This window comes from Psychrobacter piscatorii (assembly GCF_904846415.1).
Taxonomy (GTDB): Bacteria; Pseudomonadota; Gammaproteobacteria; order Pseudomonadales; family Moraxellaceae; genus Psychrobacter; species Psychrobacter piscatorii.
On record NZ_CAJHAR010000042.1, the window covers coordinates 1 to 17,571 of the forward strand.

The 17,571-nt window shown below is 43.7% G+C and carries 20 protein-coding genes; 15 read left to right on the forward strand and 5 right to left on the reverse strand.

Annotated features, from left to right (window positions below; genetic code table 11):
- Positions 1 to 627 precede the first annotated feature (627 nt).
- From JMX83_RS13580 to JMX83_RS13590, 3 genes are all read left to right on the forward strand, one after another.
- Positions 628 to 987 carry a hypothetical protein gene (locus JMX83_RS13580; protein WP_201602802.1) on the forward strand — a complete coding sequence of 120 codons (360 nt, stop codon included), beginning with the start codon at positions 628 to 630 and terminating at the stop codon, positions 985 to 987.
- A gap of 110 nt (positions 988 to 1,097) precedes the next feature.
- Positions 1,098 to 1,826, forward strand: a complete 729-nt coding sequence (locus tag JMX83_RS13585; RefSeq protein WP_201602805.1) for a BLUF domain-containing protein — start codon at positions 1,098 to 1,100, stop codon at positions 1,824 to 1,826.
- A 3-nt stretch (positions 1,827 to 1,829) separates the two neighbouring features.
- Complete coding sequence (locus JMX83_RS13590; RefSeq protein WP_201602808.1) at positions 1,830 to 2,357, forward strand: GTP-binding protein; 528 nt, start codon at positions 1,830 to 1,832, stop codon at positions 2,355 to 2,357.
- A gap of 130 nt (positions 2,358 to 2,487) precedes the next feature.
- Here the strand turns inward: JMX83_RS13590 and JMX83_RS13595 are convergent, their stop codons facing one another.
- Positions 2,488 to 3,156, reverse strand: coding sequence for a GntR family transcriptional regulator (locus tag JMX83_RS13595; RefSeq protein WP_201602810.1), 669 nt, complete (start codon positions 3,154 to 3,156; stop codon positions 2,488 to 2,490).
- Positions 3,157 to 3,413: 257 nt separating this feature from the next.
- Here JMX83_RS13595 and madL point away from each other — a divergent pair, with 257 nt between their 5' ends.
- The 10 genes from madL (at position 3,414) to JMX83_RS13645 (ending at position 11,679) form a co-directional block, all read left to right on the forward strand.
- Positions 3,414 to 3,821, forward strand: coding sequence for a malonate transporter subunit MadL (madL, locus tag JMX83_RS13600; protein ID WP_201602812.1), 408 nt, complete (start codon positions 3,414 to 3,416; stop codon positions 3,819 to 3,821).
- 80 nt (positions 3,822 to 3,901) lie between these two features.
- On the forward strand, positions 3,902 to 4,660 hold the full coding sequence (gene madM / locus JMX83_RS13605; protein ID WP_201602814.1) for a malonate transporter subunit MadM: 759 nt from the start codon (positions 3,902 to 3,904) through the stop codon (positions 4,658 to 4,660).
- 21 nt (positions 4,661 to 4,681) lie between these two features.
- The gene (gene mdcA / locus JMX83_RS13610; protein ID WP_201602816.1) at positions 4,682 to 6,337 is read left to right on the forward strand and encodes a malonate decarboxylase subunit alpha; all 1,656 of its coding nucleotides are present in this window, start codon (positions 4,682 to 4,684) and stop codon (positions 6,335 to 6,337) included.
- A gap of 28 nt (positions 6,338 to 6,365) precedes the next feature.
- Positions 6,366 to 6,683: a malonate decarboxylase acyl carrier protein gene (mdcC, locus tag JMX83_RS13615; protein WP_201602818.1), complete on the forward strand. Its 318-nt coding sequence runs from the start codon at positions 6,366 to 6,368 to the stop codon at positions 6,681 to 6,683.
- The gene (locus JMX83_RS13620; protein WP_201602820.1) at positions 6,676 to 7,563 is read left to right on the forward strand and encodes a biotin-independent malonate decarboxylase subunit beta; all 888 of its coding nucleotides are present in this window, start codon (positions 6,676 to 6,678) and stop codon (positions 7,561 to 7,563) included. Before mdcC ends, JMX83_RS13620 begins: the two co-directional genes overlap by 8 nt.
- Before the next feature lie 4 nt (positions 7,564 to 7,567).
- Positions 7,568 to 8,284: a biotin-independent malonate decarboxylase subunit gamma gene (gene mdcE / locus JMX83_RS13625; protein ID WP_201602822.1), complete on the forward strand. Its 717-nt coding sequence runs from the start codon at positions 7,568 to 7,570 to the stop codon at positions 8,282 to 8,284.
- A gap of 71 nt (positions 8,285 to 8,355) precedes the next feature.
- On the forward strand, positions 8,356 to 9,081 hold the full coding sequence (gene mdcG, locus JMX83_RS13630) for a malonate decarboxylase holo-[acyl-carrier-protein] synthase (protein ID WP_201602825.1): 726 nt from the start codon (positions 8,356 to 8,358) through the stop codon (positions 9,079 to 9,081).
- Positions 9,014 to 9,895: a triphosphoribosyl-dephospho-CoA synthase MdcB gene (gene mdcB / locus JMX83_RS13635; protein ID WP_227675875.1), complete on the forward strand. Its 882-nt coding sequence runs from the start codon at positions 9,014 to 9,016 to the stop codon at positions 9,893 to 9,895. The genes mdcG and mdcB overlap by 68 nt, the downstream gene beginning before the upstream one ends.
- Positions 9,873 to 10,799 carry a malonate decarboxylase subunit epsilon gene (gene mdcH, locus JMX83_RS13640; RefSeq protein WP_201602831.1) on the forward strand — a complete coding sequence of 309 codons (927 nt, stop codon included), beginning with the start codon at positions 9,873 to 9,875 and terminating at the stop codon, positions 10,797 to 10,799. Before mdcB ends, mdcH begins: the two co-directional genes overlap by 23 nt.
- 76 nt (positions 10,800 to 10,875) lie before the next feature.
- The gene (locus JMX83_RS13645; protein ID WP_201602834.1) at positions 10,876 to 11,679 is read left to right on the forward strand and encodes a sulfite exporter TauE/SafE family protein; all 804 of its coding nucleotides are present in this window, start codon (positions 10,876 to 10,878) and stop codon (positions 11,677 to 11,679) included.
- 311 nt (positions 11,680 to 11,990) lie between these two features.
- Here the strand turns inward: JMX83_RS13645 and rluF are convergent, their stop codons facing one another.
- From rluF to JMX83_RS13665, 4 genes are all read right to left on the reverse strand, one after another.
- Positions 11,991 to 12,974, reverse strand: a complete 984-nt coding sequence (gene rluF, locus JMX83_RS13650) for a 23S rRNA pseudouridine(2604) synthase RluF (RefSeq protein ID WP_201602837.1) — start codon at positions 12,972 to 12,974, stop codon at positions 11,991 to 11,993.
- A 111-nt stretch (positions 12,975 to 13,085) separates the two neighbouring features.
- The gene (locus JMX83_RS13655; RefSeq protein ID WP_201602839.1) at positions 13,086 to 13,364 is read right to left on the reverse strand and encodes a peptidylprolyl isomerase; all 279 of its coding nucleotides are present in this window, start codon (positions 13,362 to 13,364) and stop codon (positions 13,086 to 13,088) included.
- A gap of 176 nt (positions 13,365 to 13,540) precedes the next feature.
- A complete protein-coding gene (locus tag JMX83_RS13660) occupies positions 13,541 to 14,395 on the reverse strand; it encodes a patatin-like phospholipase family protein (RefSeq protein WP_201602841.1) in 855 nt (284 codons plus the stop codon).
- Positions 14,396 to 14,556: 161 nt separating this feature from the next.
- Positions 14,557 to 14,988: an Lrp/AsnC family transcriptional regulator gene (locus tag JMX83_RS13665; RefSeq protein WP_087040231.1), complete on the reverse strand. Its 432-nt coding sequence runs from the start codon at positions 14,986 to 14,988 to the stop codon at positions 14,557 to 14,559.
- A gap of 168 nt (positions 14,989 to 15,156) precedes the next feature.
- Between JMX83_RS13665 and JMX83_RS13670 the strand changes: the two genes are divergently transcribed.
- Together JMX83_RS13670 and JMX83_RS13675 are read left to right on the forward strand one after the other, a co-directional pair.
- Entirely contained in the window at positions 15,157 to 16,251 is a 1,095-nt protein-coding gene (locus JMX83_RS13670) for an ornithine cyclodeaminase (protein ID WP_201602843.1), read from the forward strand.
- Between the two features lie 239 nt (positions 16,252 to 16,490).
- Positions 16,491 to 17,450, forward strand: a complete 960-nt coding sequence (locus JMX83_RS13675) for an arginase (RefSeq protein ID WP_201510022.1) — start codon at positions 16,491 to 16,493, stop codon at positions 17,448 to 17,450.
- Positions 17,451 to 17,571: the final 121 nt, after the last annotated feature.

The following is a 17,571-nucleotide window of genomic DNA, read 5'->3' on the forward strand; positions in this document are numbered from 1 at the left end:
AAGGTCATGCCATTTGCTAAGCTTTTAAGAACTTGTTTGCGATAGTCTAGTGAATAAGTCATGATAATTAAGTATATCTGTTGAGATGTTTTATCTTATAACACTTTTGTATTTGATACACTATATATTATTTAAATCTCTTCTCTATTTTTATTTTAAGTATGATAGATCGTTTCCTTATCTTCTTCATAGAATAACAACTTCTCGCTTTTACCTCTGCACATAGCTCTCAATTCAAAATAAATTTTTCATCATCTTATCTGCCAATCAAACCTTAAAGATAAAAATCATTTACTTTAGATGTATATTTTTTGACTTCCTTATTTAATAGTTTAGTCTTCCCAAAATCATATCTATGAATTTGACAGTATAAGTCATTTTTCTAGAATTTTACTTATCAAGTATCGATATATTATCAATAATATCTTATTGCTTATTGAAAATAAAGAAATTACTATTTCTTCATGATTTTCATTGCCTAACAAAGTAATTTTTTAGTTTTATTGAAAAAAGCAGTTAAATGTTTAGAAAAAAAAGATTAGTATTAAGTAAGCTTTGATAAGCTAAGCTGCTTAGCAAAGTTTGTTTATGCAAATAATCCTTCTAACTAAAGTTGAGAGGTAAAACATGACAAATATTGACGCGTCTTTACAAGAACTAATGACACTTGATGGAGCTATGGGTGGTTGTATAGTAGATTATATGTCTGGCATGGTACTAGGAACTATCGGTGGAGGTGTTGATTTAGAGCTAGCAGCGGCTGGTAATTCTCAGGTTGTCAAAGCCAAAGTTCAAACAATGAAATCGTTAGGTCTTTCTGGCGGTATTCAGGATATTTTGATCACACTTGAGGATCAGATACATATCATTCGCCCAACAGCCAATCATGAGGACTTATTTATCTATCTTGTATTAGATAAAACTAAGGCCAATCTCGCACTGGCACGCCGAAAAGTGAAGTCAGTGGAAGATAGCATCGAAATATAATATAAAAAATAGTTTTCTGCTAACCTACTTTAAAATCAGTCTGTTAGCAGAAAAATATTGTTCGGTTGGTCAGTTTTTTCAAGGATTTTAGAGAAATATGGGGGGATGAAATGAAATGTGTTGCCTACATCAGTAAAGCACCCCTTACAAAAAGCGGTGTTTGTCTACCCATTGGACTGTCAGGTATCGTCAAAGCTTCTAATAGAAACAAAAATTTAGAAATAACAGGATTCCTATGCTATAGGAAAGGGTATTACTTTCAAGTGATTGAAGGACCCTATGAGGTAGTAGAACAGTTAGCATCAAAAATATTAGTTGATTCTAGGCATTCAGACCCCTGTATGTTTATCAATAGGCGCATCTCTAAGCGCTGCTTTAAAACATGGAAAATCAGTGTTTTCAATTTAGTAGATCAAAGTCAACTATTTGAGCAGTTTAGAGAAACCTATGATATAGACCTATCCAGTTTCAACGAACAACAAAAAATAGGCATAAGAAAATTCTATGACTTAAAAAATACACCTAATCCAGAAAATTATGAAGGTAAAAATTTAAGGTTAAAGGCTTGGCCTGATTTAAACAGTATCGGTCAATCTCAGACAATTATTGATTTGTGTGTCAAGCTAACTAAAATTGCTTATCCTTTTGAACAGTTAGTAGCAGATGAAAGATTTGGCACACGTGATCAGGTTGTTGAAGCGCTTAATCAATTCGAAACACTTGGGATACTAACAGTAACAGAGTCAGAATTTTCTCAAAACAAGGAAGTAGAAATAGTACATGAAAAAGAACCTAGTAGTTTCTTTGGTGCTATTAAAAAATTTCTAGGAATGAGGTAAAAAGTGGACTACCAAAAATTAGCCGTTATTGGAGAAGTTGGCTCTGGAAAAACTCAATTGGTCCAAACTTTGAGCGAAATAAGCCCTTTTGGTACAGAGGTAAAATCCACTATCGATATAGGAAAAGAATATACCACAGTGGGTATAGACTATGGTCGGATTACGTTATCCAATGATATGGCGTTGGGGATTTATGGCGTACCAGGACAGGAGCGTTATTCGTTTTTATGGGAGTTTGTGAATCGGTCACTATGGGGTTTACTTATCTTGATTAAATATGGAGAAACGCCTGATTATGAAAATCTAGATAAAATGCTCACTTTTTTTAGTCCTGAAAAAACCCAAACCACATGCATTGTTGCAGTCACACATTGCGAAGATGGCGATGAGCTTAGCGTCGCTGCACTTGGACAAGAAGTAAGAGCTATGCTCATGCATCATAATGTCGTGGCACCTGTGGTCAATATCGACCCTAGAAGCCAAGAGTCAGCAAAGTCTCTTCTCATCTTATTCAATGCACTCAATAATTAAAATAGTCTTAGACATGGTGATGTCACATCAATCAAAAATAGCAGGACTATATCTAGAAATAGATGTAGTCCTGAATCGCTTAAAGGGTCTCGTATTAATCCTAATAAAGACTATCTGACAACCTTTAGTCTTAAGTATTGTCAGGCTTCATAGTAGCCACCAAGTCGGTGAAGCGCTCACCCTGAATCGAGACATGCGCTTTAATCAAACGCTCCGCCAAATCCTCATCAGCGTTAATCACGGCATCGACGATGCTCTGATGCTCATCAAACGAGTGCTGCATGCGATTGTTGACCCGCAGTTGCAGGCGTCTATAGGGATGCAGACGATTGTGCAAATTGCTGGCTTGCTCAACCAAAAAGCTGTTATGGCTCAATTGATATAAGAAAAAGTGAAATTTTCTATTGGCTTCATAGTAGCTCTCTGGATTGTCCTCGATTAAGTACTGTTTGCACTGATCGTGCAAATGTAGCAGCTCAACTTTCTCGTCTTCATTGATCCGTCTTGCGGCAAGCCTACCGCACATGCCTTCAAGATAAGCCATCACTTCAAACATCTCAAACAAGGTGACGATATTTAACGTCGGGATGATGGCGCCTCGGCGTGGTCTTATCTCTACCAATCCTTCGGAAGCTAAGAGTTTTAAGGCCTCACGAATAGGCGTGCGTGATACGCCGTATTTTTCACACAGAGTGGCTTCGTCAAGTTTGGTGCCGGGTGGCAAGCGTCCATAAATGATGTCATCTTCTATTTTTTTGCTTACTTGTACGGACAGCGGTAAGTCATCGATTAAACTCATGGTTTTTCCTTTTGTATACAATAACCGGTTTTATAAATACAATTTGGTTGCACTTTCAAACCAACTGTATTAGATTATATCAAACAAGTGGGCATCAGATGCGAAGTGCTTGCAAGGTTTTGACAGGCTTTGGCCGATATTATTTACAGGAACGTAGATAAATACTCAGGTCTTAGCGGCCCAAAACCAATCGCAAGTATGCACTCTAAGCTTACGGGTTATCGAAGCGATTGTAACTATATCCAAGGAAGGTTTTTATGATCATATATGGAACGGCTTTATTGTCGATGTGTTATCTACTCGGTGTGTATCTGGGTGGTTTATTGGGAAAAATACTCGGTGTCGACGCCAATATTGGTGGTGTTGCCATTGCCATGGTGCTGTTGATTGTCGGTAAGGAATTTCTTGCTAAACGAGGATTGTTACCCAAAACGACCCAATTTGGGGTGTTGTACTGGGCAGGGATGTATATTCCTATCGTTGTGGCTATGGCGGCAGGACAGAACGTTGTTGCTGCATTATCAGGCGGCTTGGTTGCGGCCATTGTCTCTATTATCGCGCTGACTGCGACCGTTATCGTTGTCCGCTGGCTCAATAACATGGCCGATGATTACGACACATTCACATGGGATGAAGAAACCCCTACGCTCGATCATCTGTCTTAAGGAGTAGCGTTATCTAAGTAGTAAGCACACACACTGTAAATACACACACTACCACTCTTAGCGCGATAAGGAATAATTAAATGGACTTAATTATACAGACGCTCACCAAAAACAGTTTTGTCACTGCACTCGCAGTCACGGGTCTGGTGATGCTGTTCTCTCAAATGCTCTCTAAATATCTCACCCGCGGCAAACTCCAATCCTCCGCCATTGCCATTACCCTCGGTTTGATTGCCGCCTATTTTGCTGGCTTATATACCACTGGTAGCAAAGGCATCTCTGATATCGAAATCTTTTCAGGCTTTGCGCTGCTAGGCGGCGCGATGCTGCGGGATTTGGCTATCTCCTCAACGGCGTTTGAGGTCGATGTCAAAGAAATCAAAAGTGCGGGCAAGATCGGCGTGATTGCCTTGTTATTAGGCTGCGTGATTCCCTTTGTGGTCGGCGCAGCAGTGGCATGGACCCTCGGCTATAGAGATGCAGCGTCCATGACGACCATTGGTGCAGGTGCCATGACCTATATTGTAGGCCCAATTACAGGCACAGCAGTTGGCGCAAGCTCAGAAGTTATTGCCTTATCAATTGCGATTGGTCTCATCAAAGCTGTGTTCTTTATGATTTCAACGCCGTTACTTGCCAAGTTCATGCGCCTAAAAAGCCCGCGTTCAGCCATGATTTTTGGTGGCTTAGTAGGAACGACCAGTGGGGTTGCGGCTGGATTGGCAGGCACGGACGTCAGACTGGTGCCGTATGGCGCGTTAGTGGCGACTTTTTATACAGGACTGGGCGCGCTGCTTGGGCCATCTGTATTCTTTTTGACCGTCAACGCGTTCTTTTAATGATTAGATAAAGGAAGTCTTATGAAAGCGAATACTGAAGAAACACCATGGAACTTACAAAAAATACGCCGCAATAAAAAGCTCGATGCTGCCAAAAATAAAGGCTTAGAAAAGCTAGTCCCGAATGATCGTGCCATTGAATTGCTAGAAACCGTCCTCGCGCCTGAAGACAAAATCTGTATTGAAGGTAACAACCAAAAGCAGGCGGACTTTTTATCTGAATGTCTATCGCAGTGCAACAGTGACGTATTAAACAATCTGCACATATTGCAGTCGGTCTTAGCGCTACCTAGCCATATTGATATTTTTGATAAAGGTATTGCCAGTAAAGTCGACTTTTCTTTTGCAGGGCCACAAGCCTTGAGATTGGCAAAACTGGTTCAACAGCAAAAAATCCAAATTGGCTCCATCCATACTTATTTAGAGCTATACGGTCGATATTTTATCGACTTGACCCCCAATGTCTGCTTGATTACCGCCCATTCTGCGGATGCAGAAGGCAACTTGTATACAGGGCCCAACACGGAAGACACCCCAGCGATCGTCGAAGCGACAGCATTTAAAAGCGGCATCGTCATTGTGCAGGTCAATGAGTTGGTCGACAGCGTACCACGCGTGGATATACCTGCAGATTGGGTTGATTTTTTCATTGTGGCACCGCGCCCGAACTATATTGAGCCGTTATTTACCCGCGATCCTGCTCAGATTACCGAAGTACAGATACTGATGGCCATGATGGTGCTAAAAGGTATTTACGAGCCGTACCAAATCAAACGCCTTAATCACGGGATTGGTTTTAACACCGCAGCGATTGAATTGCTATTACCTACTTACGGCGCAGAACTGAATCTAAAGGGCAAAGTGTGTACCAACTGGGCGCTCAATCCACATCCGACCATGATTCCAGCTATCGAAAGTGGCTTCGTCGAAAGCATTCACAGCTTTGGTTCGGAAGTGGGGATGGATGACTATATCGAAAGCCGCTCTGATGTATTCTTCACGGGCAAAGATGGCAGCATGCGCTCCAACCGTGCCTTTAGCCAAACCGCAGGCTTGTATGCCTGTGACTTGTTTATCGGCTCAACCTTACAGATTGACTTACAAGGCAACAGCTCGACCGCGACGGTCGATCGTATCGCCGGTTTTGGCGGCGCACCCAATATGGGCTCAGACCCACATGGCCGCAGACATTCCAGCTATGCCTATCTTAAAGCAGGACAAGAAGCCACCGATGGACGCGTGGTAAAAGGCCGCAAGCTAGTAGTGCAAATGGTAGAAACCTACCGCGAGCATATGGACTCGGTGTTTGTTGAAGAGCTGGATGCGTGGCAGCTACAAGAAAAAATGGGCAGTGATCTACCGCCAATCATGATCTATGGCGACGATGTGACGCATATCGTGACCGAAGAAGGCATTGCCAACTTGCTGCTGTGCCGTACGCCAGAGGAGCGCGAGCAAGCGATTCGCGGCGTCGCAGGGTATACGCCTGTCGGCATGAAGCGAGACCATGACAAAGTCAAAGCGTTAAGAGCGCGCGGGATTATCCAAAGACCAGAAGATATGGGTATCGATGCATCAAAAGCGACGAGAGATCTGCTGGCTGCAAAATCGGTTAAAGATTTGGTGAAATGGTCCAATGGCACCTACGCACCGCCCAGCCGCTTTAGAAATTGGTAAATATCATACTCAGGATAAGGATAGAACGATGAACATACTGAATTTTAATTTTGACTCAAAGCCGATTAAAGACGCCAAAAAAGACGTGATTTGCGGTGTGGTGGGTTCTGGCAATTTAGAAGTGTTGGTGTCACCACTGGCTGATAGCGACAAGAGCAACTTTATCATTGATACCTCGGTGACGGGATTTGATCACATTTGGAAAGCAGTCTTACAAGACTTCTCTGATCGTTATGCCGTAGGCGGTTTGGAATTTAAAATCAATGATATGGGAGCGACGCCAGCGGTAGTAAGCTTACGCTTGAGCCAAGCGGTCAACATCTTGGAGGACGAATTAAATGGATAATGCAACCATTCAAAAGAGTTTTTACGAAAAGACGGCGCGTAATCGCATCGCTAGTATTGTAGATAAAGGCAGTTTTCAAGAGATCCTCAAACCCGGTAGCATCCCTGTGAGCCCCAACCTTGCTTCACTCGATATTGTCGGCAGTTTTGATGATGGGGTAATTATTGGGCAGGCAACTATTCAAGACGCGCCAATATACATGATCGCGCAAGAAGGCAAATTCATGGGCGGCGCAGTTGGCGAAATACACGGCGCAAAAATTGTCGGCACCTTACTCAAAGCCATCGAAGACAAACCTAAAGCCGTTGTGTTTTTTGTCGATTCAGGCGGCGTACGTCTGCACGAGGCAAACGCAGGGCTGATTACCATCTCTGAGATTATGCGCGCAATGCTCAAGGTACGTGATGCCGGTATTCCCATTATCACTGTCATTGGCGGTACCAATGGCGCGTTTGGCGGGATGGGTATCTGTGCCTGCTTGAGTACACATGTCATCATGACAGAAGAAGGGCGTTTGGCGCTGTCAGGGCCTGAGGTTATCGAAACCATCAAAGGCGTTGAAGAGTTTGACTCCAAAGACCGCGCGTTGGTCTGGCGTGTGACAGGCGGTAAAACACGTTATCTGCTCGATCATGTCGACTTTTTGGTAGAAGATGATGTGGATGATATTAAGCAAGGGATTATGGAAGCACTGGCTGAGCCTACGATAACGCTTGACTTGGCATATTTACAGCAGCGCCAAGCGGGATTGCAGCAGCAGTACGATCAATGGTTTGGGCAAAAGGACAGCACGCCCATTTGGCAGGCCATGCATATCGATAACCCTGAATCCATTGCCATGCTCAGTGCCGAGCAGACTAGAGCCATTAAAAAAGGATAATATCATGCAAACGCAAACCGTTTTAGAAACACTGTTTCCTAATAACCTTGACTATAAAATCAATGATTCAATGATACGCGGCAGTGCCGAAACCAAACTGGGTAAAGTTGAAATCATTGGTACGGTCGATTCAGCCGCCATGAATCAATACATCGCCATGACGCTGGCGGGTGAGATTTTAGATGTTATCGACCAAGATCAACAGACGCCCGTCGTATTTATCGTCGATACCCTAGGGCAAGACTCCTCACGAGCCGATGAGCTACTGTGCCTAAATAGAACCTTTGCGCATCTGGCGTCTTGTGTCGATTTGCTCAGACGCCGTGGCCATCCCAATCTCGCCATTGTCTTAGGCGAGGCGGTTAGTGGCGGCTTCTTGTCTTATGGTCTCATGGCCAATCAAGCATTTGCGCTAGAGTCGAGCCAAGTCAAAGTGATGGATCTACAAGCGATGTCACGAGTGACCAAGATACCGCTAGACAAGCTAAAATCCTTATCACAGACCTCTGCTATCTTTGCCCCTGGGGTAGAGAACTATCATGCCATGGGTGCTGTTAATGAGATTTGGAACACGCTGGATGCGCATTTGGTTGAAAACGCCCTAGAGTCGCAGCTGGGTCACACGGATGATTTTCTGACAGATGAGCGCCGCCAAGTAGCAGAAGATAGAGAAGGGCGCTTATTGTGTAATGACATTGTCGAGTCCGTATTGACAGCTTAATATCGATAGAGAAAAGCCACGTTCGTTACTAATAAAAGTATAAAAATATAAAAGCTATCAAGGAGAGTGTTATGCAGCGTCATGATTTGGTTTATTTACAAGCGCACGAATCATACGACTTTATGAATCTCTCCTTACCTGCCTCTGTGACGCTGGCGGTTGAGAGTATGATTGCCTCTCAGCAGCCACTCACCGTTTGTAGACAAGATATGCCTAACGTCACCAAAGTGGCGACCAGTTATATTGAGGACGGCTGTAAATACCGATTGGCACTTACCTTACCTAACCCTCCGCAAGTCGTTACTACTCCGCTAGCGCTAGCTACTTTAGTTCCGCAATTGCCTACAGCGATTCAAAAACCCACAGCGCACTTTATTGAGCGTTGTACCCTTTTAGGATGTACGGTTCACGTCTATGGCTCCTTTGCCAATCAATATTTCACAGGATTATCCTTTGTCAAACCAACCTCAGATTTAGATTTGTTAATCGTTGCCAATAGCGATCATATTGCGTCAATATTATTAGAAATTGCCGCATTCAGCCGGCTGGCAAATACGTTGGCTGACTTAAAAATCGACGGAGAGATTCGGTTGCATGGATGCGACGATGTCTCTTTTAACGAGCTGACCTGCGCCATTATGTTTGATATTTCAACCGTGTTGGTCAAGACCTTGGATGATATCAAGCTACAAAATATAGACGTATTACTAGGATGGAATACCGATGACTATGAGCACTTTATTCGCGCAAACACAAACACCGCAACAGTCCCTGCAAGCGATTTGGCAGCACATTGATGCCTTGGCGTGCGAAGCCCTATATGATGAATTGAGTCTAGAAAACAAACCCGGTCTTGTCTGTCCGTCAAGTAATGGCAGCCACACCGACATGAATCACCAGACGTTCATCGACAGTATCACATCGTTACAGGGCTATTTTGCCACTTTGAGCCAGTTTGGTTATGACGACAGCCCGTTTGATGCCATCAAAAATCAAGGTATTTATCAAGAAGCAAAAATGCGGCAGGCCACCCATAATATCAACACTCATAAAGGCGCGATATTTAATTTGGGCTTTGTTTGCGCTGCGATTGGTCGATGTATACAAGCAGACATAGCGTTAACCGCTCACAATATTTGCGCGCAATTAGTGGAGCGCTGGCAGGTGGATTTGAATACGCGATTAACGCGAGACCCCAATAGCCATGGGCAAAAAATGTTCAAACAATATGGCATCACCGGCGCGATTGAAATGGTGGCAAATGGCTTTGAAATCATTCAAGCGCAAGTATTGCCTTGTTTTTATGAGACCATGTACCGCACCCAAGACTTTGAAAAAGCCAGCATGCAGACCTTGATGCTACTAATATCGCTACTATCAGATACCAATATCGTCTGGCGCGGCGGTATAGAAGACTTAAGAGTGGCGCAGCGCTTGGCCACGCAGTTTTTGCAAGCAGGCGGCGTGCATCAGCGTGATTGGCGACAGAAAATAAGCTATATCAATCAGTATTTTGTGCAGCATAACCTTAGCCCCGGTGGCAGCGCCGATTTGCTCGCGGTCACAATCCTCTTATATAAGGTGGAAAATGAATTTAATCATCCTATTTAGCGGGCAAGGGCTACAAAGCCAAGCGCATCTAGACGAAATACTGAGTCAGATGTCACCTGATGAGCAGTCTTTATTGCGCTCGGTAGCGCCTGAATTATCTGAGGATTATGCTAATAGTATTAATAGTAGCCAATCGTCTGAAGAGCGACTGTTTGACAATCAGATTGCGCAGCCATTTATTTATACGTTGCAGTATTATCGTTGGCAGCAGCTACAGCGATTGATCGCCGCGCCAATGGCGTTTGCAGGCTACTCTTTAGGTGAGGTCAGTGCTTTTGCTTGCAGTAGCCAGCTCCCTTATGCTGCTGGTTTAGATTTGGTGCATCAAAGAGCCAGCGTCATGCAAAACGCAGTAACCGCATCGAGTGGGCTGATGGCCATCAAGGGCGTGCCTGATCGAAAAATGGATGAGCTGCTTACACAGAGCCAGACCCATTTGTCTATTAAGATTAATCGAGATCAATTCATCATCGCAGGCAATCACGAGTGTCTTGAGCAGGCTGCCACCATTGCCCAAAATTTAGGCGCGCAAAATGTACAGCGGCTAAAAGTATCGGTGCCCTCGCACACGGTCATGATGAAGGATGCGGCAGAGGCCTTTGCCAGCTACACACAGCCTTTAACACTTCCTAAAATGCGGATACCGATTATTAGTGCCACTGACGGCACCAGATACAGTGAGCAAGGTCTGCGCATACTATCGCAGCAAATCGATCACCCTTTAGACTGGTATCTGTGCTTAGAAACCATTGAAGAGTACCAGCCCAGTATGATCATAGAAATAGGGCCGGGTAGTGCGTTGTCCAAAATGGTCAATAACGTGCTACCGCACATTTCCTGTAGAAGTTGGGATGACTTTCGCAATATCGATGGGCTACAAGCATGGATCGATAGAAACCGATAGCGTTTAATAAGTCGTCGTTGTGGGTTCGCGCTGCATGCTCATTGATGATTAATAATCACAAAAAGGTAGGCGTTACATGTTGTATGTGTGGTTTGTCATTGCTGGGGCATTCGCAGGTCTCAGTGCGGGTTTGTTTGGTGTGGGCGGCGGCATGATTATTGTGCCCGTACTGGTATGGATCTTTACGGTGTATGCCTTTCCGCCAGAGGTCATCACGCATTTGGCGATTGGGACGTCTTTGGCTACGATTGCAGTGACGTCGCTGAGCTCACTGATGGCACACAATAAGCGCGGCGGTGTGCGCTGGGAAGTATGGCGACATATGGCGCTTGGCTTGGTCATTGGTAGTTTGGTCGGTGCTGGCGTCGCCGATATGATCGACGGTCAGATGCTACAAGTGATTATCGGTGCGGGCGCGCTAATGATGGCACTAAAAATGCTGTTTTTATCCAACAAAGAGCAGCTCGATAGGCCGCTGCCGCATGCTGGCGTGCAGTTTGGGGCGGGTACGGGCATTGGGCTGGCATCATCTATTTTTGGTATCGGTGGTGGTAGTCTGACCGTGCCCTTTTTAAATTGGTCAGGGTTGCCGATGCGGCAATCCGTCGGCACTTCTGCCGCTTGCGGTTTACCCATTGCACTGGCCGGTGCGACAGGGTTTGCTTGGTTTGGTCAAGACGTCGTCAATATGCCAGCAGGGACGATAGGTTTTATCCATATTACGGGCTTTTTGTGCATTTCAGTGGCGAGTTTTGCGATGGCAAAAGTTGGGGCAAAACTGGCGCATATTTTACCTGCTTTGACGCTCAAGCGCGCCTTTGGTGTCTTGCTACTTTTTGCTGGTGGGCAGTTGCTGTTAAGCGGTCTTGGTGTACTGTAGCAAATTCAATCATTTTTTATTGAATAATAATAAAGAAAAGGCGGGCATCATCTGCCATTGCAAAAACGGCGGGTTATTCTCAAAAACATAGCCAGTTTACGAAGAATGAAAGCTCAAAATGAAAAGCGATTATTAAGGTGCATACATTTATATGTAAGGCATTAAAAAATAGCGCCCATTATAAGCGCTATTTTTGGCGATCAAGATCTGGATCGCTTAGATAAGATAAACGTATCGTTGCACCGATTAAAGCATGACAAAGCACTGTGTTGTCGTGATAGTAACGTCATTACATTCAATAGTGACTAAGATCACTTAGAACCTCGACCTTTTGAGGGGCGTCTGCCATTTGTAGCAGGTTTGCCATTGCCTCCAGCATTCTTGCCACGACCGGTAGGACGCCCATCTCTACCTTTAGAACCTGCTGGCTTTCTGGCATCATCCTTAGCGTACTTGTTACGTCCCTTTGCAGCACCCGCTGATTTTGCAGAGGGTTTTGACTTTGATTGAGCATCAGGACGCGGTTTTTTTCGTGGTGCATTGCGCGATTTTTTGCCCGAATGATTGTCTTGCGACGAGGATTTTTCTACTGCCTTTAGCAGAACAGACAGCTCTGTTGGTGTCAGGTCTCGCCAGTCGCCGACAGGAAGCCCCTTAAGGCTTACATTCATAATCCGCGTACGCTCAAGCTTGACGACCTCATAGCCAAAATGCTCACACATACGGCGGATTTGACGGTTCAAACCTTGAATGAGTGTGATGTTAAAGACGTTGGGTGCTACCTTAGTAACGGGACATTTTTTTGTCATCTTGCCCAGCATTGGCACGCCACTCGCCATACCCTCAATAAAACTATCCGTGATTGGCTTATTTACTGTGACGAGATATTCTTTTTCGTGGTTATTGCCAGCACGCAATACTTTATTGACCAGATCGCCATTGTTGGTCAAAAAGATCAATCCTTGAGAGTCTTTGTCCAAACGCCCAATCGGGAAAATACGTACCGAATGTCTCACAAAGTCGACAATGTTGTTTTTCTCAGAGCTTTCCGTGGTGCTGACAATGCCGACTGGCTTATTCAAGGCAATAAAAATAAAATCATCAGGCTCGCGTGGCTCAATCAGTTGTCCGTTGACTTTTACTACGTCTCCAGCAGCCACTTGATCACCCACCGATGCACGCTTGCCATTGATGTATACATTACCTTGTTCAACAAAGCGGTCAGCGTCGCGTCTGGAACAAATCCCACTTTCGCTGATGTATTTATTGAGACGAGTCGAGGAATTGTTATACATAAAGCACCGTTTTACTTGATGAAAAGCTTTTTTGCTAAGAAAAAAGCCTAAATTGAATGGTTCAGTCGTCTTGTCATTGAAGCGGCGACTTGCGTTTTTACAGTCTAACGCTTACGTTCTGTAAAGCACTTTGACCACATGCCAGCCAAATTTGGTTTTTACCAAATGAGGGGTAAAAAGTTCGCCGTTGAAGCAGATTTTATCAAAAGGTCCTACCATTTGACCTTTTTCGAACTCACCTAAATGACCACCTTTTTTGCCTGATGGACAGGTTGAGTGTCGTTTGGCCAGCACATCAAATGCCGCGCCTTTTTTGAGCTTGGCAATAATATCTTCTGCCAACTCTTTTTGTTTGACTAAAATGTGCAATGCGCTAGCGGTACGAGCCATCGTATAAACCTTTCATAGAGTATCAATTATCGGGTCATTATATCATTACTTATCTTATTTTAGCTTAGTTACTAACCTTTGTGATTCAAAGGTTATCTAAGGCAAGGTTTAAGCCAATTTCTTATATTCGAAGCCCGTGTTTTTTTGATATCTCTCCTTTACTCAAAACAAAAAGGTTAAAGCTGATGCCAATCCTCAATCGCCTTGTGTCCAACTTCTAATCCCACATCATAGCTATAACGGATTTTGGCCTTATTTTTGGATAATCGACTCGCCATGTTTTTTAAGTCGGGTGGACAAATCTCTAAAATCTTCTGTGATGATGGCGTCTGTAAAAATTGTACCGAGTCGTTATAGCGTTGGGTTCGCGTCAACAAGCTTTGGGCAAAACCATGTCGTTGCTTAGTATAATATTTGGCCAACAGCTGATCGCCTTTACTGCTTGCTTTAGCGTAGTTTTGCGGGCGAGTACGTATGACCATGAGCTTATCAATACTCTGTTGCCCAGCTGCCCACTGTACGGGCAAAGCATCTGCCACACCACCATCAAAATAAGGCTCACCAAATATCTCGACCGCTTGGCGGGTCAGCACTGGAATAGAGCTGGATGCCCTTAATCCATCCAAAATATTGTCTTTAGCCGCTTTGATATAGATCGCTTCTCCTGAAATAGCATGTGTTAACACCATGTAAAACTCAGCATGGTTGGCAAATAACTGTGACTGATCCAGTGGGTATTCTTGCTCCACCATATCCCACATCCACTTTAGATCCAGCAAGTCACCGCCTCTAAGGAAACGACCATAATGGATAAATTCAGATCGAAGGGAATGATCCAAGTAAATATGTAAGGTGCGGCCTTGTTGTGCGGCCAAATAGTTAGCAACGTTAGTTGAACCCGAAGAGACGCCCACACACAGATCAAAAGGATTGAATTGTTGTTGTAAAAAGGCGTCTAAGACACCGCTGCTAAATGCGCCACGCATGCCGCCGCCTTCAACCACTAGTGCTTGTCGATGTTGTTTAAGCATTGAAAACCTCGAATGACGCTCGCAAAGTATACCTACAAGTACACAAAACGAGGGGATAAAAAATATTTATAAATATAGTCGATACTAGGGTGTGTTCCTAAATAAAATGTATATACGCAATTATACTGTATGAGTGGAAACAGTTTTTCTGGATATAGACATTACAAGCTCGACAGCAGAACACTGGTTTCGCTATTCAAAATGCCGTCAATCTCTCTGACTTGCCGCAGCACTTCATCAAATTCTCTCAAACTTGTCGTGTGTATCTCCGCTACCAAGTCCCACGCGCCATTGGTTGTATGGAGCTTAATCAATTGCGGGATGCCACGCAGTTTCCTAATCACTTGTGAGGTAGATTTGCCTGTTACCTCGATCATCATCATCGCTTTAACGGTTTCTTTATCTAGCGCTTCATGCACGCGAATCGTAAAGCCTAAAATAGCGCCGTTATGGATCAATCTATCCAATCTATTTTGGACAGTGGCACGCGAGACTTTGAGTTTTTTTGCAAGGATTGAGATGGTTGCGCGGCCATCTTGTCGAAGCTCAGATATCAGCTCGCTATCTAAAGAGTCATAAGTATAGTACGCCATAAAAGTGCTTCCTTCATCAAGTTTTGACATTATGCTAAGTGGAGGTTATCAATATGTCAAAAATACATCAATATTTAATAAATTATTGACATTTTAACTGACATTTATAGTTGGTAGGATATTGATTGTCGGTTTAATAAATAATATTCATGGAAGGGAGCAAAACTAATGTCAAAATTTATCGTATCGCAAAAGCAGGGTGTGCCATTTGTTAGCGTACAGGCGATGGCTGAAATCATCAGTAATTATGGTATCGAACAGACCATAAAAGAATTGGTAGATGCGTTAGAGCAAGATTATCTTCGTTGGGATCAGTTTGAAAAATCCAGTCGTTTTGCTTCTCATTCCAAAGACGGTGTCATAGAGCTCATGCCTGTCAGCGATGGTGACATGTTTGCGTGTAAGTATGTCAATGGCCATCCCATCAATACCAAGCGCGATTTACAGACGGTAGCGGCTTTTGGCGTGTTATCTGATGTCGATACAGGCTATCCCATCTTGCTGACAGAAATGTGTATTCTAACCGCACTACGCACGGCGGCGACCTCAGCACTGGTTGCCAAACACTGTGCGCCTAAAAACGCTGAAACGTTGGCGCTCATTGGTAATGGTGCGCAAGGAGAGTTTCAGGCGATGGGTATGAAAGCAGTGGTTGGAATATCAAAAGTACGTTTATATGATGTCGACCCAGCTGCGTCTGAAAAAGTAGCGCATAACCTTGCCGATTCAGGCCTAGATATTACCATTTGCAAAACCGTAGAAGAAGCCGTTGACGGCGCAGATATCATCACCACCTGTACCGCTGATAAGAAAAATGCCACCATCCTGCGTGATGATATGATCAAAAAAGGCGTCTATATCAATGCCATCGGTGGCGATTGCCCTGGCAAAACCGAGCTGGATGCCGACATTTTGCTAAGAGCCGATCATGTGATTGTAGAATTTGAACCACAAACCCGTATTGAAGGCGATATCCAACAGCTCTCTCCAGATTTTCCTGTGACTGAGTTTCATCGCATCGTGAAAGGTGAGAAAGACATACGCACCAACGACAACAACTTAGTAGTATTTGATGGTGTTGGTTTTGCCTCAGAAGACTTTACGGCTCTAGTATTTTTGCGTGATTTGATCAAGAAACAGGACGCCTATGAGCTGCTTGATTTGATCCCTCATCAACAAGATCCTAAAAACCTCTATTCGGTAGTGAAAGCTCATAGTAAAGGTCATAGTACAGTGACGCGTGAAGCTGAGTCTATGGCGTGAGTGGGGGCTGTAGGTTTGAGCCGTTATAAAGTGTTTGATCCACTATAAAGTAAATAGGCGCTGCTGAAATAAATTTTGCGCCGCCTCTGTCTGCGAAGGCACAGCAAGCCAGAAAAATTTGTTTCAGTAGCGTGTGATACAGGATATATCTTTCTTATTTAGGACTGACTATAGCTAAGTAGTGAGAAAAAAATAAATTCAAATGATGAAAAATTGTTTTATTTAATGGAGACGAAATAATGAATGATCTAATGAAAAACGTGCGAATAGTAGAAGTGTATTCAGATGTCGCAGGGCATAAAAAAGGCGCGTCACTAGGAATCGATGCATTGCGCGCATCATCAAAAGAGATGAATGCAGATTACTATGAAAAACTGCAACTTGACAGTATCAAAAATGAATATATCCATGAAGAAGAATCGCCATTTAAACATGCAAAATACGCTGATGTGATTGAGCCTGTTATCTCTAAATTGGCACATAAAATAAAAGAGATAAGAGAGGAGAATCAGTTTCCTATCGTTATCGCAGGCGATCATTCTAGCTGTGCAGGTACGATGCATGGTCTCAAAATGGCGCACCCTGATGCTGAGATCGGCGTGGTCTATATAGACGCGCATGCTGATTTTCATTCACCATATACCAGTGGATCAGGAAATATGCACGGTATGCCTTTGGCAATGGCCTGTGCAATCGATAACTTGGAATGTAAACGCAACGAGCTCTCTGACGCAGAAAAAGAATATTGGGAGCGACTAAAATTTATGGCATCGAGCGAGCCATCAATCAAGCCAGAAAACGTGGTGTTTTGTGCGGTTAGAGATTATCAAGAAGAGGAAATGGAATTAATCAAGAGACATAAAATTCCTTTATATAGCGTGGCTGAAATAACTAAAAAAGGCATCAGTGCCACAGTAGCCGAAATCTTTAAAAAACTAGAGTATTGCGATCATATTTATGTGTCGTTTGACGTGGATAGTGTTGATCCTTTATACGTCCCAGGTACTGGTACGCCTGCCATGAATGGTCTGTCTTATGAGCAAGCCATGCAGCTCAATATAGAGCTCATTAAAAACGAAAAAGTATGTTGCTGGGAAATGGCAGAAATTAATCCCTTATATAACAATTCAAAAGATGACTCAACGAGAATATTTAAAATTTTAGAAGAGGTCACACACTCTCTTTTAAATAATTACTAGGGCGTGTCATCAATTAGCATGGATATTTCAGAATAAGCTATACTTAGATCGTATTTAGGAATTTGAGCTCAATGACTATGACAAGACGACATGCCCTACGTGATGACCAATGGGAGAGAAT